Source organism: Zestosphaera sp. (assembly GCA_038727705.1).
Classification (GTDB): Archaea; Thermoproteota; Thermoprotei_A; order Sulfolobales; family NBVN01; genus Zestomicrobium.
Map to the genome: position 1 here is coordinate 693,065 of JAVYVJ010000001.1, position 21,647 is coordinate 714,711.

Consider the following 21,647-nt stretch of genomic DNA (forward strand, 5'->3'; position numbering starts at 1 on the left):
AATGCCAGACTCTAGGAAAGCTCTCCTAGCAATATCCTGTATATCACCTGAATGCCTGGTTATAACATACAACACTATGCCATCACTAGGCGTTGGTGTTGGTGTTGTTGGTTTAGGCGTTGTAGGGGTCGTTGTAGGTCTCGTTCTTGTGCGGAGAAAGTGACATTGCATTTTTAAACGATAAGAGGAATGCTAGGTCGATGACCCGGACGAAGACCTTACGTACATCTACTTTTTGCTACTTAAATTCAAGGTTACGTGCTATTTACTCGACTTTGGTCCTTGGCTATCTAACTACACAACTTATTTTACTGTACATTTGAGAACTATTGTAGGTGAAGCCTCTGTTAAGAGATATAGCTTTGTACGCTCTACGGGTTGCGGAGGTTCTTGGAGTTTCATATGCTGAGGTAAGGACGCAGTCGGTGACTTACGAATTGATAGTCGCCGACAACTCTGTGTTAAGGGAGTTTTCGAAGACCTTCAGAATGGGGTTAGGTGTTAGAGTCCTCTATAATGGTAGTTTCGGTTTTTCCTCGACTAACGAGTTGAACAAGGTAAGTGTTGAGGAGGTTGTCAATAGGGCGGTAGCAACTGCTAGAGTCTCTAAGAGGGTAGAAGGCTTAGGAGAGAGGGAGTTATATAAAGGTAGGTTCACATCCTTCTTTAAGATCAAGCCGGAGGACGTGTCAGACGACGTCAAGTCAGAGCTTACTCTAAAAGTAAACAAGGCTGGGTTAAGTGTTGATGGGGTTAAGTCAGCTGTGACTAGGCTGGGCATACAGCGTGATCACAGGTTCATCGTCACTTCTGACGGGGTGGAGTTGGAGTATGAGTCCTCCATGTTAGGTCTAAGTCACTTGAGCATTGCTTTCGAGTCAGGCTCTATGGAGAGAGTAAGTAACCAGGAATCGTCTATGATGGGGTGGGAGTTCATTGAAAGCAAGGACTGGGAAGGCTTTGCCATTGAAGTTAGCGAGCTTGCTAGAAAGGCTGTCAAAGCCCCCCTACCCCCTTCAGGCAAGGCGAAGGTTGTGGCGGACCCTGAGATGGTTGGGTTAATACTTCATGAAGCGTTCGGACACGCGAGCGAGGGGGATTTAGTCGCTTCCAGCACATCCGTTCTTAAGGGCAGGTTGGGTGAGGCTATAGCTTCGCCACTCGTAACTATATACGACGAGGGTATGGTCGAGGGAGGGTATTTCATACCCTTCGATGATGAAGGTAATTTGAAGAGGAAGACTGTCGTGGTTGAGAATGGCGTACTTAAGGCGTTCCTCACTAATAGGGAGACAGCTGCAAGACTTAATCTACCCGTCTCTGGTAATGGGAGGGCTCAAGACTTCACACACATGCCGATAGTTAGACAGACTAACTTTTACATGGCGCCGAGAGACTGGAATCTTGATGAAATGCTTGAGGAGGTTAGGAATGGAATTTACCTAGTAGGTAAGAGTAGCATGGGAGGGCAGGTCGATACAGGTGCAGGGACGTTTACGTTCTCTGCAGGGCCGTCGAGACTAATCAAGAATGGTGAGTTAGGCGAGCTGGTCAGAGGCGTAGTTGTTTCGGGTTCTATACTGGAAGTCCTGAAGAGCGTGGAGGCGGTGGGGAAGGATTTCAGGATAGCTACCTCAGTCTTTGGTGGATGCGGTAAGGAAGGACAGAGTGTCAGAGTTGGTGACGGTGGTCCGCACATGTTGGTTAAGGAGCTGATAGTGGGCGGTGGTTAGAATGGATCTCGAAAAGATAGTTAAGAAGGCTGTGGGGTTTGGGGCTTCCGAAGCTGATGTCTACCTGAGTAAGGCGACAGAGACTCTGCTCAGACTATCTAACGTTATTGAGGCGTCTAAGTCCACTAAATTATCGTCCTTGGGCATCAGAGTCGTCGTTGGTAAGTCCGTTGCCGTCGTCGGTACGCAAGACTTAAGTGAGGAGGGAATCATAAAGGCTCTGAAGTCTGCAATATCTATAGCTAGAGTCACTCCACCAGATCCGAACTGGATCAGCATCAACGACAAGGTCTCGCCGTCCTACGCAAGTGAGTCGTTCGACAGAGACACGGCTGAAGCCACACCAGAAGACCTGTCTTTAGTGGCTGGAGAGCTGATTGAAGCTGTCAAGGAGGGGTGTAAGGATGCTGAACCCGTTAGGGGGGAGGTAGTTGCTAGAACGGTCGAAGTCTCCTACGCCAGCACTTACGGAGGACCTGTAGTGAGGTTTGAGACCCTCTCTAATCTCTACCTATACGCTAGGGTCAATGAAAGTGGGAGGATTGGAACGTATTTCGATTACGATATTCAGAGAAGTTACAAGAAGCTGAGAGCGAGGGATGTAGGCGTTGAGGTAGGTGCTAGAGCTAGGGACTTCATTAAAGTTGGAGCGCTCCCAGATGGTAGTTACGAGTTAATTTTAGCCAGCCGAGTAGTCAACTCCGTGTTGCCGATTATGTTAGGCCCTGCAGTCTCGGCTTTAAATGTTCAACGAGGCAGATCCCCACTCATAGGAAAGTTGGGCGAGGCACTGACGTCCGGGGAGATAACCATTGTTGATTTAGGAGCATCTTCACACGCGCTCGGCTCAAAACCCTTCGATGATGAAGGGCATTCCACAAGCAATCTAGCTATAGTTGAGAAGGGAGTCCTTAAGACCTACCTCTACGATACCTATACAGCCGCCATAGAAGGACGGGATTCCACGGGCAACGCATCAAGGACGTACTCCTCAGGACCTGTCCCCCAACCACACCACCTTCACCTACAACCAGGTAAAGCATCATTAGAGGAGCTGATCAGCGAAGTTAGAAAAGGTGTATTGGTAATGAACACTATAGGTGAGTGGCTCTCAAACCCTGTGAGCGGTCATCTGAACGCCACCATAACACACGCGTACGTAGTGAGTAACGGCGAGCTCGTCAAGCCTGTTGGGAATGGGGTTATCACGGCTAACATATACGAGCTTCTTAAAGACGGACTGGAAGAAATAGGTAGTGATGTCAGACCGAGCTACGGGGTCTCAACCCCCTCTCTAAAATTCAGTAGGGTGCGGATTGCAGGAAGCTAATCTGACATCGAGTAAGTAGCCTGACCTTCTCCCTGCTCTGAAGGATAGGAGGCCTTTCGGGAAGGGTGCGAATATAAAATATCTCCTAAACCCACTATAGTTGGGATCGCTGTAATCCGTCGGCAACGATTGCACGCCGTGATGAGATGAACTCCTCTGATCGATGATTGAGGACTCGAGCACTGAGATTTAAACAATCCATGGCTTTTACTCAATATCTAAGGTTAATTAGACTCACAACGGTATGATGTGAGGGTGATTGTGTGGTCAGAGTTGTGGTTGTTTTCATAGGTTCTTTAGCCGACGTGATCGGTGCGCATGCGGAGATGGTAGAGGTACCGACGGATGCGGTTACCGTTAAGGGGCTCATCGATTACTTGCAGCGTCTGAAACCTTTGTTGTCTAAGTTCTTGGAGGCGAGTCCTCTCCTTCAGGTTTTCGTTAATGATGTTGAGGCGGCTTACTGCAAAGTGTTAAAGAACGGGGATAGAGTGACCATAATGCTACCGCTCTATGAGGGTGGCTAGCAACTCCCACTCGTTTCCTGGTAGATGATTATGCGTCAAGATCAATCCCTCCAGCAGTTCCATCAAGGCCTCCCACCGCATTAACTTCCGTCCCTCATATTCAGAGGATTCACGGCTCTTCCTTCAGCGTGAGCGATCTAGATCTCGCACCTCGCAACGCTCTCAGGTGCGCCTAAGCCTTGGGTTCAGGACCTCCTCTAGTGAGTAGCTTACTAAGACGAATGCATATATGAGGAGTAAGATGAACATGCCTGGCGGAACAAAGTACCACCACCTTCCCGTTGAGAGCGCTCCGGAGGCGAAGGCGTAGTGAAGTATCATTCCCCAGCTTATGTCATTAACGTTTCCCACACCGAGGAACACTAGTGCAGCATGAGAGAATATGGCGTTGGATGTCGCTAATGCCATGTTAGCATACACTACAGGCATTACATTAGGTAGTATGTGCCTGAAGATTATCCTGGGGTTACTAGCTCCGAGAGCCCTAGCTGACTCAACGTACGGCCATTCCTTTATCGATAGGACCATGGACCGCACGACCCGAGCTGTGGGACTCCAACTCAGGACACCTATAATCAAAATGACGTTGATTAAACTAGGTCCTAAGATTGCACCCACGACTATCATCAAGATCAGAGGAGGTATAACGAGGAAGAGGTCTGTGATCCTCATCAAGATCTCATCCACCACACCCCCGAAATAACCGCTGACTAGTCCTACAGAAGTGCCTATGGTCACGGCGACTAGCGCGGCGAGGATGCCCACTATTATAGATATCCTCGAGCCGTAGATGTTGAGAGCGAAGAGATCTTGACCTACCTCGTTGGTGCCGAACCAGTGTTCGAAGTTAGGGGGTAGCATGTACTTAGAGGGATCAGTTTTGTACGGATCTTGCGTGACTATGACGGGCGCTAGAAGACCGATAACTGTGAAGAACACTATTATAGCTAGCCCGACTACTCCCAACCCGTTCCTCTTATACACCCTCCAGAAATCAATTAATGAAGTTACGAGATGAGTTGGTTTCGACATTACCGTCTCACCCTTGGGTCTAGATACCCGTAGATTATGTCAGCTATGAGGTTCGCTAGAACCACAGATATAGTCACTATTATGAACGCTCCTTGAAGTATTGGGTAGTCGCGATTCAGTATGGCGTCATAGATGAGCCTGCCGACGCCCGGCCAAGAGAAGACGGTCTCAGTTAGAACCGCACCAGCCACCACTAGGCCTAAGTTTATAGCTATTATACTTACTGTTGGTAACATAGCGTTTCTCAGGGCATACCTGCTTAAGAGTCTGTAGGTTGGAATTCCCTGGGCTCTCGCTGCCATTATATAATCTTCAGTTAGAACGTCTATCAAAGCGCTTCTCAAGATGATGGTGAACTCTCCGTAGGTAACTAGGGTCAGGGTTGTGTAAGGCAGTATGAAGTGCCTGAGGAAGTCCAGCAGGTAGGAGGTGAGGTCAGGGTACGTGACGCCGTACGTCAGCATCCCTGAGATGGGAAGCTTAATATAGTATATGGAGAGAAGTATTAGAACCCCACCGAGCCAGAATGTGGGTAGCGAGTAGAGACCCATAGCGGTTGTCATGATGACTACATCGGTCTTGCTCGCCCTCCTCCAAGCTGCAATCATTCCTGTAAGAACGCCTAGGAGTATGGCTGTGATGGTGGCTGGCAACACCAAGACTATTGTGTTAATTATCCTAGGTATCAGTACGTCTGTAACCGACGTCTTATAGAAGAACGAGATCCCCAGATTTCCCTGCATTACGTTAGCTAAGTATATGAAGAATTGATCTAGCAACGGTCTGTCTAGTCCGAACTGCCTCTCAAGAGTCCTTATCTGCTCTAAAGTGAGTCTAGGATTTCTGAACAGAAGCTGTATTGGATTGCCTGGAAGAACACGAAATAAGATAAAGTTGATTGTCACTATAGCAAAAATAGCTATTAAGCTTGCTACCATCCTTCTTAGTATGTAGGCAACGTACTTCGAAACCACTAAGGATCTCCCTTTACCTCCTTCTCAGCAATACTAAACCTAAGACGACTATGGCGATGACCACGATCAACCCGACTACCAGGCCCGTTGGGAATGCTTCAGCGGGGGGTGGTACCGTAGTTGGCGTGCTCGTCGGCGTTGTGGGCTTTGTGGTAGGCGTAGTTACAGGAGTGGTTGTTTGTTGTGGCACTGGTTGTACCTTAAGGAACACCGTCCAGTCGTAGCCTCCAAAAGGTCCTCCTGGCCAGTCAAGCTCGAAGCCTGCAAAGTTCTTTACATAAGCTTGTGGCGACAGCACTTCGTAGAGTGGTAGGTAGGGAAGATCCTCGTGCAAAATCTCCTGCATGAGCCATGCAATCCGCTTCACAGTTTCTATGTCAGGGGCATACATCATCTTGTTATATAGGGCATCGTACTCAGGGTTGACGTAACCGCTGTCTGAGGTGCCCATTATCACTTGATTCGATAGGAACACAGATAAGACCGTAGGGTCATTTGGGGAGAAGAACCAGTCCCAGATATCTAAATCATGCCCTAACGTTGTTTCACCGCTTTCATTTTTAGTCCATATTATTGCTGCCATGCTACCTGTGTCCATGGCCTCTACGTCAACCTGAACACCTATCTGAGACCACCATTGGCTTATCTGTTGTGCTGCTCTGACGGCTTCAGGCATGTTGCTTGGCACTAAGAGTGAGTATTTCATTGGTGTCCCGTCAGGTGCCCTCCTTACACCGTCTGAACCTACAGTGTAGCCTGCATTGTCGAGCATTTTCCTAGCCAGATCAAGATCGAACTTATAGGGTGTTAAGTTGGGGTGATAGAACATGTGTGTAGTCGGTAGCACTGTTGCGATCGGCCTGGCATATCCATGCCAAGTTAGCTCTGCAATGTAATTGACGTCGACTGCATGGGCTAGAGCTTTCCTTACTATCGGATCCTTAAGGGTGGGGTTACCCTTACCCTGTGGATACATGTTGAAGGCCATATAGAAGTACATAGTGCCAGGCGATACTAATATGTCCATATTGGGGTTGGCTTTTATTTCATCGATCATCGCGACCGGTATGTAGGGACCTACGGCATCTATGTCGCCTGCTCTTAAGGCGTTTGTTGCGGCGGTTACGTCAGAGTAGAAAGCTATTACGATCTTGTCCACCTTAGGAAGCCAGGATCTCCTGAAGAAGTTTGGATTCCTCTCCAGTACTACATACTGTCCCTCCCTGTAGTCTGTGACCTTAAAAGGCCCTGATCCCACTGGCGGGTAGTCGTGGTAAGTGGAGGGGTCTGGAATCTTCTCCCATATGTGTTTAGGAACTATAGGTATGGCCGGTGCGGCTGTAAGCATGAATATGGCGGTAGATTTACACCTAAATGATATTGTGTGCTCGTCTAAAACTTGAATAGATTCAACCATTTCAACGCTTGGTGCCAGTCTTGACCAGCTTTGATTAGCCAGCTCGAAACTGTACTTGACGTCCTCTGCAGTAACTTTAATACCATCGTGGAAGGTTGCATTGTTAACCAGCCGGAACACGACAGTAGTGCTGTTCATAGTCCATGACTCCGCGAGGTCAGGTATGAATATGGAGTAGGTTTTGTCAAGCCTGACTAACGTGTCGTAGACGTCCGTCGTCGCCCACAACGAGATCTGAGCGTATGTTGTGAAGGGGTTGAAGGTATCGAAGGACGTGCCACCCCAACCAACCCTGAAGGTTGTGGTTCCTGGAGCCTGCGAGTAAGTTACGAGACCTTGGTGCATCATCAATGACAGCACGAGTAATATGAACATAATCAACGCCGACCCTGTGACTCTAGTTAATCGGGAAACATCGTTTTGAATTCAGGTTCACCTCAATGTAGTATTTTAGGTTGGGGTTTAAATACTTGAATACATTAACAGCACAATGCTGGTTTCAGCCAAAAATATTCACTTTAAACGCGACCAAGTATTAAGTTAGTGGATATAAAAAAGCTGTGCAGAATCTTTGAGAGGCAGACCCTCCTTAAGCACTGCAACCACGTTATTGCTATCCAGAAGGGCCTTTACGTCGTCCAGCGGATTACGCTTCAGTATTATGATATCTGCTATCTTACCTCGCTCTATCGTGCCTATCAAGTGTTTTAGTCCAACAGCTTCCGCAGCGTTTCTGGTGGCACACGCTACAGCTTCGAGAACAGTCATACCTAACTTCTCAATAAACAGTATTAACTCTAATGCATTATCCCCATGTCTGAACGCCTTAACCCCACCGAAGAAGTCCGTTCCTGTGGCCAGTTTAACGCCAGCCCTGTATGCTTTCTTTACGTTATCTCTGTGTAATTCATAAAGCTCGATTATCTTCTCCAACCCCCATTTAGGTATATTCACCTCCTCACCGTATTTGACTAGATGCTCGTCTACGGCGAATGTTGGTACTATTATTGCGTTTCTTTCTTTAGCGAGTTCGATTCCATCTTCATCTATAAAATCAGCGTGTGCTATGACTTTAACCCCTCCCTTCAGGGCGTTCGCGATTCCTTTGCTGCCCTCAGCGTGTGCGTGTACGAATCTGTTTGCGTGCTCCGCTTCCTCTACTATTGCTTTTATCTCGTCTAGGGTGAACTGCGTGTATTCGGGTCTGTCCTTCTCTGATAGGACCCCTCCTGAAGCCATTATCTTTATGAAGTCAGCCCCCTCCCTCAAAGCATACCTAGCAGCCTTCCTACACTCATCAACACCATCACAAATCAACGCCCCGAAAGCGGGCTTTAGTCTCGAGGTCCTGACGTCAACGTACTCCAAAGGCAGGTAATGATCATCACCATGACCGAACGTCTGACTCAACGCATAGCCTGCAGCTACTATGCGGGGTCCCTTGATAGTTCCCTCTGCTACAGCGTGCCTTAGTCCCAAAGCTATAGCACCGCCAGCATCACATACTGTAGTGAATCCTGCCATAAGTAAGGACTCCAGATCTCGAATCACCCTAGCCACCAGAACCTCATGGGGTGTCAGTAGTGATTCCCTTATGAAGTCACCCGATCTTAAACCAGTTAGGTGAAGGTGCGCGTCTATTAGTCCAGGTAACGCTGTGTAACCATTTAGATCAATCACTTCGACCTCTCGAGGTACCTCGACTGAACCTGTGGAACCCACATCACGTACGTAACGACCTTCAACTACAACGACTCCGTTCTCAATGGGAGCGCTTCCAGTTCCGTCTACAATTCTTAAACCCGTTAAAACAGTTGTCTTCGAATTCACATAACCCACCAAACACTAAAGGTATTTATATGTTAATAAATCCGAACACAGCTGAGTTACTGCTTGAGGCAAACAGCTCTGTCTTCTTTTAAGAGGTTCGAACCCTCCTCCGGAGTGATATTCTAAACTGCATTGAGAATATTCTTTCCGAACTAATTATCTTTGAGGCCGCATATATGAAAAGAGACATCGTAGTAATGCCGAAGACTATTGACGTGAAAGCCAGCCACTCATAACCCTCTATAACTGCCTTCATAACTACTAACGGCGTTATGAAGGGTGATACCATCAAGCCGAGCACCGGACCCCAGATACCGAGAGAGGTTAGATCAACGTAGGCTAGCAGTAATGACGGTATTATGAACACCATCGTAAGCGGTCCAGAGTAAGTTCCGGCAGTCCTTACATCCGGGGATATGGAACCCAGGAGGAGTCCTAAGCCTGCCGCGTTGAGCAAGGTTATTACGATAGAAACAACTAACAGCAATATTGTGAGGGGGTTAATTATGCTTGTAAGAGCACTTAACTGCGGGGTTATCTCTGAAGCGCCACCGCCAGCTGCTTCACCGATAGCGGAGAATAGTGACGTCATGTAGAACATGAAGCCTGCGAAGAATGAGATGGTTGAGAGTAGTATGAGAAAGAAAACCCCCACAACCTTTGAGAGTAGTATGGTCCTCCTCTTAACAGGAAGTGAGAGAAGTATCTCAAGCGTCTTCTCCTCGTTCTCGTAAGCCATGAAGGTGGTTGCGTAGCCGAGCCCACTGCTGACTAAAATAACTGGGATGAAGAACATAGCATAGCTGGAGAGTGCTAGGTTGCTAAGGGTACTGGCATCCATAGTCATGTTTCTGAAGACTATCTGAGTCACAGCTCTAACAGGTGTTAACGTGAAATTCGGGTTCATGCCTCCTGAGGCTATCAAATACGCTCTCAACGATTCGCTGAGGACGTTCACGAAGGTAGCCGGTGCCGCAGTTCCTCCCAGCGTGGTAAATGAGATGCCGGAGACCCTGCCGTAGACTACCAGCCTTACCGGTATCGAGTTGCTGAAGTCTACAGTAGCGTTGGGAGGTATCAAGACCGCTATGGAGTACTGACCACCTGATAAAGCCCTCCTTAAGTCGTCTTCACTACATTCACGTGTTAACGTAACGCTCTTAAGTATGCCTTCAAGTGAGCGGAGCATCAACTGCGTGAAACCTCCTTCGTCTAAGTCACACACATATAAATTCACCTCAGTTACCGACTTCACCGCCTCCTGAAATGTGGACGTCATGGCAAACCTCATGATCCCCCCTAGTGCAACAAATATTATGAGCGGGAGGACGACTGCTGGAATCAGAATCTTCTTGTCCCTCAGCATTACCTTAATCTCCTTAAGCGCGAGTTCCTTAAGCATGGGGCCCCACCAAACGTGTAAAAAGCTCTTCCAGATTCTCGACACTGTGTTTGTCAAGTAGTTCCTTGACCCTTCCTTCAGTCACTATAAGTCCCCTGTCTATCAATGCTATTCTGTCACATAGATACTCCACTTCAAGCATGTTGTGGGAGGAGACTATGAAAGTGATTCCGAACCTTCTTGAATATTCTTTTATGACTTTCCTTATGTATACCGCGTGGATGACGTCAAGCCCTGACGTCGGCTCATCAAGTATTGCCACCCTAGGTTTAACCATCAGAGCCCTAGCCACCTGAAGCCTCCTCTTCATCCCCTTACTGTATGTACCCGTATACTTATCTATGTCTCTACCCAGTCCACTTATCTCAACAGCTTCGTTAACCACCTCCTCCCCATATCCGTATACACTAGCTATCAGCCTGAGGTACTCCCTTCCAGTTAGGTGTTTGTAGGAGCCTGCCTCCTCAGGTAGGTAGGCTATGAGTTTCCTCACTTTCTCATCATCTTTGACCACGTTCAGTCCATGGATGGAGACTTCCCCTGCGGTCGGTCTGATTAATGTAGCAATTATTCGAAGGGTGGTCGTCTTACCCGCACCGTTAGGGCCGACGAGCCCGTACACCTCACCGGACTTCACGCTGAATGAAATATTCCTAAGAGCCGTAAAGCCCCCATAGTCTTTCCTGAGATTCTTGACTTCCACTGCCACTTCAGACAAGGAACTGAAGTTTGACAATCATACCAGCCCAAATAAGTAAACTGTTAGTTGCAATTTTAAGGTATCATGCATTCGAAACCGCATTTAGCATGTCAAATGTATGAAGAGAAGGACCTTCCTGCCCTTGCTGACTTCCTCGTTGTATTTACGTACAGCCTGCCTAGATTTAGCAACGTAGACTTCCCGACCCAACTTCCTGAATTCTTCAATCACCTCCTCATCCACTCTCATCATGCCATCATAGCCAGTACCTATTATCACTAAGTCAACCCTTATGTTAAGGTAATCCCTAACATCTGCTAACTGGAGTCTATGTCCCTCAACACGCCACCAATCACTGAATACAGCCTCAGGAGTTACCACAACGTCATGATCGTATTCAACACCGTTGATGATAATCAACCCGAACTCGTAATGATCTAACAAAGGCTGTTTAGTCATCATACCCCCCATAAAAATGAAGGGTTAAGAACACTTATAACTGGCTTGATCGCTACTTTATAAATCCTAACGCCTTCAAATACTTTATCAAATCCTCCGGCAGGAGTACACGAGCATCTCGTGCTACTTCCTGCGCTATCAGTGCTGTGTACGTTGACGTAAGCGAGTACTTCCTTAACAGACTGACATCACTCAACACATCTCTGGTCTCCCCATCAGCTACCACTCGTCCTGAATGCATGACAATAACTCTCTCAGAGTACTTGGAGAGCAACTCCACATCGTGAGTGACTAGCACTACGGTTGCCCCGCCCTCTCTTAAGCGCCTCAACACTTCTATAAATTGCACTGAACGATACCAATCTTGGCCTGTGGTGGGCTCGTCGACTATGAAATTCCTGGTTCCCGCCAACATGTAGGACGCAAGCAACACCCTTAACTTCATGTACCTAGGTAGGCTAAGAACCGGTTTCTCAAGTAGATCATCACCTATCCCCACCTGCTTTAAAATTTCATTAAGCCTGATCTTGGTCAGCTCCTTCTCAACCCCAATAACTCTTGCTGTGAAGAGAATCTCGCTGAGTACCGTTACGTTGAGCAACTGCGTGTTGACGTCCTGGGAGATAAATCCGATAAGTCTCACTAGGTCGCGTCTCCCGTATTCACTAATATTCCTGCCTTTAACCAACACTGAACCTGATGAGGGTTTAATTAAACCGGCTATGCATCTAACCAATGTGGTCTTACCGGAGCCGTTGTTGCCTAGAATACCCACGAACTCTCCCTCTTTGATGGCCAGGTCTACTCCACTTAAAGCTTTCGTGCCGTCAGGATACTCGTACGCCAGGTCTCTGGTCTCAACTAAGTACATTGTGACCCACTCCACTGGCTTTGTTCAGGAGTTGCTTCATATCCTGAATCCTCAGGTCGTAGTCTGCGAGAATCCTGTGTTGCAATAGGTATTTCTGCACCCTCACCAGCTCAGGAACCCTGATTAAGTCTTCATAGTCGGGTGGTAATCTCTTGAAGAACTCGTTCGGTTCCTCAGCCAACACTATCCTACCACTATACATCAACGCGACTCTGGACGCATAGGGCAGAAACACGTCCATTCTATGCTCTATGACTACGGTGGTCACTCTGAAGCTACGCCTCAGTGATTCTATAGACTTTACCACTTCGTTAACACCTACCCAGTCAAGGTTCGAGAGCGGCTCATCAAGAATTAATATTTTTGGTCTTGATGCCAGAGCTGCAGCAATAGCTACTCTCTGCTTCTGACCGCTACTCAACTCGTAAGGGGATTTAATTAAGAAGGAGGGATCCAGACCTACTTGACTCAAAGACCAAACCACTCTCTCACGAATCTCCTCGGCGCTGAAACCTAGGAGCTTGAGACGTAGTGAGATCTCATCTTCAACGCTCATAGTCAGGAACTGCATTTCAGGGTCTGAGGACACGAATCCCACATACTCTGACAAGTGGTATGGTCTAACAGACCTCACGCTATTGCCTAGGACCCTAACATCGCCGTCCATAAAGCCTCTATAGCTGTTGGGTATCAGCCCAGTCATACTTCTAGCCAAGGTAGTCTTTCCAGCCTCGTTAGGGCCTGTTATGATCACTAGCTCATTCTCCTCCACACATAAATTGACGCCCTTTAGGGTCCAGTCAGAAGACGCCTCATACATCCACCACAGATTTTTAACCTCTATTATGCAGGACATCTCAAATCCACCGAGTATTGAAGGAGAATCCTACAAATGGGCGAGTTTGAGGGCTGGAGAACCCCTTCCAGACCCAGGTAGATCATGATAGCGATTGCTGCACCCAGCAACGAGAGGACAACGACATCTTTACAACTTAACCTCAACTCACCACTAACATGAGCTCGGGCCTTTGGACTGAAGCCTCTTAACTCAAGGACGTCGCTCACTTCATCCACTTTCAGCAGGGTTATGGCGAAGAGCGGGAGAAACCTGTGTAGGAAGCGTCTCACTCTACCTACAATGTCCGCGTTGGATGAGCTTAAACCCCTAGAGAGCTCGCCCAGCCTAACTTCCTCGAACTTGATCTGAAGGTAGTAAAGGAATTTAAAAACCAACCCGACTATGATAGATGCTCTAAAGTCCAGCCCCAGACTTGTTAATCCCTTAACGACATCGCCCTCGGTAGTTATTGAGAGCATGAGAACCATAGTGAGAACCGTCACGAGTATTTTAGAGTAGAGCGTTAAACCAATCACTAGACTCTCGACATGTGGTTTAGGGGCTGTACAGGTTAAGGAGTTGGAACCCTGTACTTTGGCAAACACAATGTAACTAGCTATTATCACCACTAAGAAGCCTACTAAGATCCTTAGATATCTGTTCAGCTCACTCAACCTAACTTTAGAGAGCTTAAAGCTTAACAGTACCACCGACAATGTCAGGAGGTTACCCTCCAGGATATTCATGAAGACCACGTAGATCGCTGTGAAGGGTATTAAGGAGAGCTTCACCAAAGGATTCAGGTCGAGGAATGGGGATTCCCTATCTATGTACCCAGCTATGGTTCTAACCCTGCAAGAGACTCTATCGCTGAACATTGATTAAGTCAACCACCCCTTACAGAAAGCCCTGTGATTAACTACCATCGGTGAGAGCCCCTTAAGTACGGGCACCCCAACTGAGACTGCCGGTAAGACATTACCTAGGAACCATGAAGCCATAACGCCATAATATATCTCCCCCGTTATAAAGCCCCATGAAAGCATTGCTGTAGTACCGAGATAGGCCCCTAACACGTTATTAAATATCACGCATGATATGATGAAGGTAATCCAGTCACGACTTGATCTGAGTCTGGGATCAGCCTTAAGAAGTCTAAAGGCGAGGGCGGGAATCAACGACTGCACGAGATTAGCTGGAAGTAATGATATGCTGATCGATATAGGTATCCCTCCAGTCAAGTCTCCTACGATTGGGAAGAAAACGCCGGCAAGAACCCCCCATAAGCCGAACCACACTCCGCCAAGTATTTGGATCACCACCGCCAAGTAGAACCATGAAATACCATAACTAACTTGAAGAAAGCTACTTAGAGTTGCTGAGAGAGCCCCTAACGCACTTAGGAAAACAAAAACAACTACGTGGACGACCCCCCCAACTTCTCTCCTCGTCTTTCCTCACATTCCAGATGCTCATCCAAACCACCATATAGATTTAATCAGCTAACTCACCTTATAACTGACTCACTCGCAGTCCTGAAGGAGTCAGGAAGATTTAGAATCTCCATCACACTAATCCGGCCACTCGCATGAGGCTTAACATGCCCACCCCACCTAAAACCTTACCAGTAAGAACGCTGATTGTATGTATAGATCCCCGTAGAACGTTTGCTTATTACCAAGTTTTAATGTGCAAGGTCTTCATATATGAGTCCTGTAATCTCTGCTACGTAACGTAAGTCCAACTCGTAGTCGCCGAGGGCTAGAACATAGTGATTTCCAATCGGGTTTGACAGGATCTGCGATGTGACTTCAGATCCCCCCGACACCTTTACTTTAAGTTGAGTTCTGCAGTGCTTGCTACTTAACGGCTCTCCATCTATTACTGTACCCCTGATTATGCGTAGGGTATTCGAGAGAGGGTCTAGCTTAACGAGCGTGACGGGAGAACCTCTAGGTATATGGCCCGCTATCCCAACGCCTACCCCTGACTCGAAGTGCGTGTCCAGCCCATACTTACACGTCATTCCCAATGCAATGCTGCAGTGGGTGATGAGGATCTCCTCACGCTCAACCCATGAAATGTTGCCCATGAAGACAGGCCCCTTAGTCAATTCCTTAAGGATTGCCATAGTAACCAGTGCCGAGAGATCCCCTTCACATCCTGCTACTAAACCCTCGCTATTAAGTAGCGAGAGCGCTAGGCATGCAGTGGTTCCTAAGTCCCTTATGAGGTCGAAACACCGTATCGTGAGAGCTTTTAGCCCATGTCGAGCTATGAGTCTCTTAAGGGATACGTAGAGCTTGATAGCCTTCCGGACTTCCGAGGATGGCACCTTGACCATGACGGCATTCTCAATAACTTTCCCAGTTAATTCAGCGACCTCCTCATCACCTATGTTGGCGAACAACTCTATAACTTCATTCATATTAATTCTAACGATTCTGAGGCCAGGCAGTAATTGCCTCAGGAGCTCTCCAACCTCGTTAGTGGCGCTATAGACCAACCATGGGGAAGGCTCTCCAATAATGCCTAGTACGTACTTGCCTACGCTATCAACGGTTCTCCAGGCATTAATGAAGCTTAGAGCATTCTGCGACAGCGGCCATTCAGCTATAAGTGTTGCAGGTCTCTCAGCAAGTCTCAGCATGGAGTACGCTTCCAGCGAGGCGGGCAGACTATTCATCTGATTGTGCGGTAATATAAGTGTGAACCTGGCCTTCCCAGCGAGCTCTACGATCAGCTCCTCAGTGCCCCCGGTTATCGGAGCCACCACCGCTAAGTCGTCAGCAGTTATCTGAGCCTTGTCGACGTGCTCACGCGTCGTTATTAGGCCAAGTATTTCATCAACCGGCAGTTTCGCACTTAAGTACTGTAGGAGTACCTCAGAGACTTGTTCAGGGTTATGGAGGGGAGAGGCTACGGGTATTAGGTATGACTTACCCACAGTTATCACCTCATAATCTGGCCAGTTCTTCAAGCTGAGGTCTCCATTTATCCACCTTATGCTTAACGTACGCAGTGAAGAACTTAAGCATTACTCTTATGGGTAGGTGTTTGAGTCCCTTCATATAGAACTCATCCATTATCCTTTCAGCCCAGTAGATGGAATGATCAAGCGTTTTAAGCATAACCTCCACGTGCTCCCCCTTAACAGCCTCCCTCCGGAACCAGTCCCTGTTCTTGAGTGCTCCCATAGGGACGAAGAACATAGGTACTATCAAGCTTCTGTAATGCCGCACCCTATCTAGAAGTTCCATGGTCTTAACTAGGTCGTCAGGGGTTTCTTCAGGGATTCCGAGTATAAGGGTAACGGCAGGGATGATCCTATTCTCATGCATTATTCCTAGGGCATCTTCAACTACCTCAGGCCATCTTTCGGGCTGGTATGGGGCTGCCTTAGCAGGCATTATCCTCCTGGCTAGGTTAGGACTTCCAGTCTCAAGGCCTACCTCAACCCCTAGGTAATTCTGTTTGTCGTATAGTATTTCATTCATCAGCTTAGATATTAGTCTGTAGTTATCTTCAGCGAACTTAGTTGCGGCAAAGCTTGTATGGGCCCACGCTATACTCCCAGGAATTAGCTTCTTCACACGTTCGTGTAGCCTGATTAGAGGTTCCTCTCTCGGCTTCACGCCCTCGGCACCGTAGAGTAGCACGTCCTCGCTATGCAGTATCACGTTATCAACGCCATTGCTTACATTGATGCTGATCTCCGACTCTATCCTTTCTAGTGGGATGTTCCTAAGCGGTCTTAGAGTCACTGAGCAGAATCTACACCCTCTTGGACAGCCTCTCATGATCTCCACTAAGCCGTTCACGCTAGCCTTCCTAATCACCGGTATTTCGTCTATGGAAGGGGCTTCATGAGGTCCCACGAAAACATACTGCGGTAGCTTCTCATCATTCAGAGCCTTCTTAACTAAATCGCCTATCACCGACTCGGCCTCACCATCAATCACTGTGTGGACCCCAAACTCCCTCCACAACTCGACCTCCCACAACCATTGCCATGCTGCAGGACCACCGACTATGATCTTGACCCCTCGCTCCCTGGCCTTACGCACAGCTTCACTCCTCATAAACCTTATGAATGACTTCCTGTTGACAGGCTCCTCACCAGTTATGAACCACCACTCACTGCTAGGCGGTCCATATGCGAAGTAGTCGTGATGCCCTATCATGAGGACTTTCATCGTGTCCAGGTGCTTGCTAACATGGTCGGGATCGATAACTGCAGCACTATATCCTAGGTCCAGAAGCTTAGCTTCGATCTTCCTCAGGCCGTAGGGCGCCTCGACAGGTCTTCCCAATTCATCGACCCTGACCTTTGGCGCCGCTATCCACATCCACAGGAATTCAGGTATGCCTGTGGCAGGTCCTGTGGTCATGAAGCCCAAGAACTCCTTACCCCTGTGATTAGACATCATCGTTCTGTCGGCAGTTATAACTACCTCGAAACCTGTCATCTTCCATCCACCATATCATACTCTACTTCGAGATTCTCGATCATGTCCAAGAGCCTATTTTGAACTTCTGAAGACACGTAAACCTTGACTCTTAATCCTTGTGACTCACGCAGTTCCTCGACTACTTTTTTAACGTCCTCCGGGTAGGATCCAGCATATTCTACAGTGATGCTTAAGTGTATGTTGGAGAGGAGTAGATTCCTCACCTGCTCAATGTAGTATGGAGTCCCCCGCGGACTTACGACCTTAAGCACCACATTCCTTGACCCATAGGCCGTCGCGTCCTTAAGTAGTTTGTTGATGAAGGAGGAATGCAAGACATCCTCAGACCCTAGAATAAGGATGCTGTAGAATGACGTGGAGCTTCTAGAATCCGGCATGAGACATCCCCTCAACATCCTTGTGATCCGGAAGCCCAAGTGATGGAGGGGACGGGCCGGAGGTATGCCATTCCTTAGCGCCTCATTAATAATAAAGTGGTAAGATAATAAAAACGCAGTTGTCCTCACCTCCTGTTTTGGGCTTCATGCATGCTTGCAGTGGTTGAAGTCCGTATCTAACTCAGTACTTCTTAGCGTTTTAGGCGCTGAGAATGTCATATGTTGCCTGCATATTTAAGACACCATCAACTCAACTAGTTGAATCTGATGAACTTTACACAATGAGCTCACTAGAGCTTTCCTAGTACATCTGAAAGTAACTGATCTCAGGAGCAGACTAGGAAACAGGGGCGGTGGAGTGAGTACGAGTTGAAATCAGCTAACGTGAAGTCCGGCGAAAGCTCAAACCCCAATACTACTTCTCCTTTAATAACCTTTAATAACCTTATTCCATAAGTTAATCAAGGTGATCTCAGGTGAGGTATGTCTATACTGAGAGGGCTCCGAAACCCGTAGGACCTTACTCACAGGCTGTTGTAGTCGGAAACATGGTCTTCGTGTCTGGGCAACTACCCATAAACCCTGCTACGGGGGAGTTAATCAAAACTACGTTTAAAGAAGCTTCCATGCGAGCTTTAAACAACTTGATTGAGATAGTCCGTGCTGCTGGAGGAGACGTACATAACATCGTTAAAGTTACGGTTTACCTGAAGGACATAGCTAGGTTTGGTGAGTTTAACGAGGTCTACAGCGAATTGTTCAAGGATCATAAACCCGCTAGGGTGGTAGTTGGCGTGGCTTCAATACCCAGGGATGCTGACTTAATGGTTGAGGCTATAGCGTATTTAGAGGGATAACAGCGCGGAACCTGTCTTCACGTTCATTGTAAAAGTCCTCTCTCCTTCTAAAAGCTAATCATCACGTATTCAGGAAACTCTACTTAAGCCTACTAGATATATGCTGACTCAATATGTTGAGTAGCTCTCGATACATGTCAACAGCCTTTCTTAACTCAATGATGTCGACGCATTCGTTGGCCTTATGCGCAAGCGTGTCATCCCCTGGACCGAGCCCTAGGCCTTCAGCGTTGTAGTCATTGATTATCACCAGATCTGTTGAGAATCTCCAGTAATGCCTTGTCACACCACCGTAGAGCCTCTTCAGAGGACCTAGCAACGCTTTAATCATAATTATGTCATCATTGACCCATCCAGGAAAGAACTCTTTAACCCTAACCTCAACCCCTGTCCAGGATTTCATCAGCGCTTCATTTATCGACTGCCGACAATGAACACCATGAATTTTTCCAACCTCTGAGCACAGCTCCTCGTAGGGTTTGAGAATATCGTCTCCGCTCCTGCCTGGAATGATTCTGTGATCTATCATGACCGTGCATTTATCGGGTATCTGTGGCTGCATTTTCGGCGAGCACTCTATGAGGGTTGCAACGGCGGACTCACTACCAAGTACCTCATGCCTTGGCAACCTACTTGTTAGGTCAGCGATTCTCAATATCAGTGAAGCCGCGCCTTCGAGAGCATTGACGCCCTCAGAGGGCATGGAAGCGTGTGCAGTCTCTCCACGAATCTCGGCGTTCACGACGGCCCTCCCCCTATGCCCTAAGCCCAGCTTAAGACCTGTCGGCTCTCCTGTCACCATCACGTCCGGGCGCCTCCCCACAGACCTACTTAACGCAAATCCTAATGCGACCCCCTCAATCATTTCCTCAAGCACCGTGTAAACTATGTAAAGATCACTTTCCAGCGTTTTCAGCCCCTCTATAGCTTTTATCTGTGAGGCCAGAGCACCCTTCATGTCAACAGCTCCCCTCCCGTAGATCTTGCCATCAACCTCCATGCCTCTGAAGGGATCAACCTCCCACTGCAGCAGGTCACCTGCGTCAACCGTGTCCATATGCCCTTCCAGGACAAGGGTTCCTAAACCATTACCCTTTATGGGGGCGATCACGTTACCCATACCGTCTATGAGGACTTTATCGACTCCTGCCGCGCTCAGAAGGTCCTTAATGAGACCCGCTACGTCTCCCTCATCGCCCGGGAGGCTTTTCACAGATATTAATTTCTTGAGTATCTCGGTAACATCCATTACCTTGCCTGCCCTCCGAGAGGTCTAATAACCCACTTGGTTCCTGAGGAGGTGTCCTGAAGTTCTACGCCTAATCCCTTCAGACGGTCTCTGATACTATCTGACAGATCCCAGAGCTTCCTCCTCCTCAGCTCAGACCTTACATCCACTATTAGCTTCACCAGCTCCTCCAGAGCTCCCCCCTGGACCTCCGGAACTATAGTGAAACCTAACACATTGTTCATGTAGTCCGTAGTCAACGTTACGGAGTTAAGCGTTCTAATGCTCACATCACTTCTTCTGTTAGAGTATTCATTTATAGCGGATACCGCGTCCAGGTATGCTGCTAGCGCTTCTGCAGTGTTTAAATCGTTATTCATTGATTCGTCAAAGTCCATCCTCGCTCCCTCAATCCTGCTTAAGAGGGTCTTCTCGTCTTCATTAACCTCATCATCGTTTCTGATCTCAAGCTGTCTTAACCTTGAATAGGCTACCTCAACCTTAGAGAAGGTTCTGCGTGCATTATCTAAAGCGTCCCACGTGAAGTCTATTGGCGACCTATAGTGTGTTTGAAGCAGGTACAGCCTGAGCGTGTTAGCTCCGTACTTGTCTATTACCTCTCTTATAGTGACTATGTTGCCTAGCGACTTGCTCATCTTCTCACCGCCCACGGTCAGGAGCCCTACATGAATCCAGAAGTTGACGAAAGGCTTAACACCGCTGAAGGACTCTGCCTGCGCTATCTCGGCCTCATGATGCGGAAATATTAGTTCCACAGCGCCTCCATGTATATCGTACTGCAATCCGAAATGCCTTATAGTTATTGCAGTATCCTCGATATGCCATCCCGGCCTGCCATACCCCCAGGGAGACTCCCATCCGAACTCGTGTCTGGGCCTGACTCGCCACAGGGCGAAGTCCCCGGGATTCTTCTTAGTAGGGTCAGGCTCTATCCTGTGCACGACAAGCTCCTCAGGATCTCTGCCCGAAAGCTTTCCGTAATCGCTGAACGTGCTTATGTCGAAATACACTCCAGTTGGCGTTACGTATGCATATCCCTTAGCTAGAAGAGTCTCTATCTGCTCGGTTATCTCCTTCAAGTAGTCGGAGGCTCTTGCGTATAGGTTGGGCGTGGTCACGTTAAGGGAAGCCATGTCCTCGAGAAAGTACCTCTCATATCTTCTGGCTAGGTCTAGGGGATGCACTCCCTCCTCGACCGCCCTCCCAACTATCTTATCGTCGACGTCGGTTATGTTAACTATGTAGAATAGTGAGTACCCTAACCTCCTTAACCAGCGCGCAACCACGTCAAAGAAGACGAAAACCCTAGCGTGACCTATATGTGAGTGGTCGTAGACCGTAGGACCGCATACAAACATGAAAACCCTGTTACCATTGAGGGGTCTGAAAATCTCTAGCGATCGAGTTCTCGTATTGTAGATCCTAAGTGTAGCAAACATACTCACCTGCCAACATATACCCCCGCTAAATTAGGATGAAGGATTAATAAACCTTGACGCTCCGACATAGCACGGCTGTATATCACTTCCACTTCCTGTACCTTTGCTGGGACGTGGAGGGAAGGCTCTTGCAGTCCCTT

At 47.9% G+C, this 21,647-nt stretch carries 21 protein-coding genes; 5 read left to right on the forward strand and 16 right to left on the reverse strand.

Annotated features, from left to right (window positions below; translation table 11 throughout):
• Nucleotide 1 precedes the first annotated feature (1 nt).
• The 4 genes from QW772_03790 (at nucleotide 2) to QW772_03805 (ending at nucleotide 3,590) form a co-directional block, all read left to right on the forward strand.
• On the forward strand, nucleotides 2-163 hold the full coding sequence (locus QW772_03790) for a hypothetical protein (GenBank protein ID MEM0038026.1): 162 nt from the start codon (nucleotides 2-4) through the stop codon (nucleotides 161-163).
• Nucleotides 164-335: 172 nt separating this feature from the next.
• A complete protein-coding gene (locus QW772_03795; GenBank protein ID MEM0038027.1) occupies nucleotides 336-1,733 on the forward strand; it encodes a TldD/PmbA family protein in 1,398 nt (465 codons plus the stop codon).
• 1 nt (nucleotide 1,734) lies between these two features.
• Complete coding sequence (locus tag QW772_03800) at nucleotides 1,735-3,063, forward strand: metallopeptidase TldD-related protein (GenBank protein ID MEM0038028.1); 1,329 nt, start codon at nucleotides 1,735-1,737, stop codon at nucleotides 3,061-3,063.
• 263 nt (nucleotides 3,064-3,326) lie between these two features.
• Nucleotides 3,327-3,590 (forward strand): MoaD/ThiS family protein, encoded by a 264-nt coding sequence (locus QW772_03805; GenBank protein ID MEM0038029.1) that lies wholly within the window; start codon nucleotides 3,327-3,329, stop codon nucleotides 3,588-3,590.
• A 162-nt stretch (nucleotides 3,591-3,752) separates the two neighbouring features.
• Here QW772_03805 and QW772_03810 read toward each other — a convergent pair whose 3' ends face one another.
• From QW772_03810 to QW772_03875, 14 genes are all read right to left on the reverse strand, one after another.
• On the reverse strand, nucleotides 3,753-4,622 hold the full coding sequence (locus QW772_03810; GenBank protein ID MEM0038030.1) for an ABC transporter permease: 870 nt from the start codon (nucleotides 4,620-4,622) through the stop codon (nucleotides 3,753-3,755).
• Entirely contained in the window at nucleotides 4,622-5,596 is a 975-nt protein-coding gene (locus QW772_03815) for an ABC transporter permease (protein ID MEM0038031.1), read from the reverse strand. Before QW772_03815 ends, QW772_03810 begins: the two co-directional genes overlap by 1 nt.
• Before the next feature lie 13 nt (nucleotides 5,597-5,609).
• On the reverse strand, nucleotides 5,610-7,361 hold the full coding sequence (locus QW772_03820; protein ID MEM0038032.1) for an ABC transporter substrate-binding protein: 1,752 nt from the start codon (nucleotides 7,359-7,361) through the stop codon (nucleotides 5,610-5,612).
• 192 nt (nucleotides 7,362-7,553) lie between these two features.
• Nucleotides 7,554-8,852: an amidohydrolase family protein gene (locus QW772_03825; GenBank protein ID MEM0038033.1), complete on the reverse strand. Its 1,299-nt coding sequence runs from the start codon at nucleotides 8,850-8,852 to the stop codon at nucleotides 7,554-7,556.
• 79 nt (nucleotides 8,853-8,931) lie between these two features.
• Nucleotides 8,932-10,245, reverse strand: a complete 1,314-nt coding sequence (locus QW772_03830; protein MEM0038034.1) for an ABC transporter permease subunit — start codon at nucleotides 10,243-10,245, stop codon at nucleotides 8,932-8,934.
• Nucleotides 10,238-10,981, reverse strand: a complete 744-nt coding sequence (locus tag QW772_03835; GenBank protein MEM0038035.1) for an ABC transporter ATP-binding protein — start codon at nucleotides 10,979-10,981, stop codon at nucleotides 10,238-10,240. Before QW772_03835 ends, QW772_03830 begins: the two co-directional genes overlap by 8 nt.
• A gap of 66 nt (nucleotides 10,982-11,047) precedes the next feature.
• Complete coding sequence (locus tag QW772_03840; GenBank protein MEM0038036.1) at nucleotides 11,048-11,404, reverse strand: Mth938-like domain-containing protein; 357 nt, start codon at nucleotides 11,402-11,404, stop codon at nucleotides 11,048-11,050.
• 52 nt (nucleotides 11,405-11,456) lie between these two features.
• Nucleotides 11,457-12,275: an ABC transporter ATP-binding protein gene (locus tag QW772_03845; protein MEM0038037.1), complete on the reverse strand. Its 819-nt coding sequence runs from the start codon at nucleotides 12,273-12,275 to the stop codon at nucleotides 11,457-11,459.
• Complete coding sequence (locus tag QW772_03850; GenBank protein MEM0038038.1) at nucleotides 12,262-13,131, reverse strand: ABC transporter ATP-binding protein; 870 nt, start codon at nucleotides 13,129-13,131, stop codon at nucleotides 12,262-12,264. Before QW772_03850 ends, QW772_03845 begins: the two co-directional genes overlap by 14 nt.
• A complete protein-coding gene (locus QW772_03855; protein MEM0038039.1) occupies nucleotides 13,119-13,991 on the reverse strand; it encodes an energy-coupling factor transporter transmembrane component T in 873 nt (290 codons plus the stop codon). Before QW772_03855 ends, QW772_03850 begins: the two co-directional genes overlap by 13 nt.
• 3 nt (nucleotides 13,992-13,994) lie before the next feature.
• Nucleotides 13,995-14,441, reverse strand: a complete 447-nt coding sequence (locus tag QW772_03860; GenBank protein ID MEM0038040.1) for a hypothetical protein — start codon at nucleotides 14,439-14,441, stop codon at nucleotides 13,995-13,997.
• Between the two features lie 356 nt (nucleotides 14,442-14,797).
• Complete coding sequence (locus QW772_03865; protein MEM0038041.1) at nucleotides 14,798-16,060, reverse strand: hypothetical protein; 1,263 nt, start codon at nucleotides 16,058-16,060, stop codon at nucleotides 14,798-14,800.
• A gap of 10 nt (nucleotides 16,061-16,070) precedes the next feature.
• The gene (locus QW772_03870) at nucleotides 16,071-17,582 is read right to left on the reverse strand and encodes a radical SAM protein (GenBank protein ID MEM0038042.1); all 1,512 of its coding nucleotides are present in this window, start codon (nucleotides 17,580-17,582) and stop codon (nucleotides 16,071-16,073) included.
• Nucleotides 17,579-17,962: a DUF5751 family protein gene (locus tag QW772_03875; protein MEM0038043.1), complete on the reverse strand. Its 384-nt coding sequence runs from the start codon at nucleotides 17,960-17,962 to the stop codon at nucleotides 17,579-17,581. Before QW772_03875 ends, QW772_03870 begins: the two co-directional genes overlap by 4 nt.
• Before the next feature lie 476 nt (nucleotides 17,963-18,438).
• Between QW772_03875 and QW772_03880 the strand changes: the two genes are divergently transcribed.
• Nucleotides 18,439-18,819 carry a Rid family detoxifying hydrolase gene (locus QW772_03880; GenBank protein ID MEM0038044.1) on the forward strand — a complete coding sequence of 127 codons (381 nt, stop codon included), beginning with the start codon at nucleotides 18,439-18,441 and terminating at the stop codon, nucleotides 18,817-18,819.
• A 79-nt stretch (nucleotides 18,820-18,898) separates the two neighbouring features.
• Here the strand turns inward: QW772_03880 and QW772_03885 are convergent, their stop codons facing one another.
• On the reverse strand, nucleotides 18,899-20,068 hold the full coding sequence (locus QW772_03885) for a M20/M25/M40 family metallo-hydrolase (protein ID MEM0038045.1): 1,170 nt from the start codon (nucleotides 20,066-20,068) through the stop codon (nucleotides 18,899-18,901).
• Nucleotides 20,068-21,507 (reverse strand): cysteine--tRNA ligase, encoded by a 1,440-nt coding sequence (cysS, locus tag QW772_03890; protein ID MEM0038046.1) that lies wholly within the window; start codon nucleotides 21,505-21,507, stop codon nucleotides 20,068-20,070. The genes QW772_03885 and cysS overlap by 1 nt, the downstream gene beginning before the upstream one ends.
• Nucleotides 21,508-21,647 lie beyond the last annotated feature (140 nt).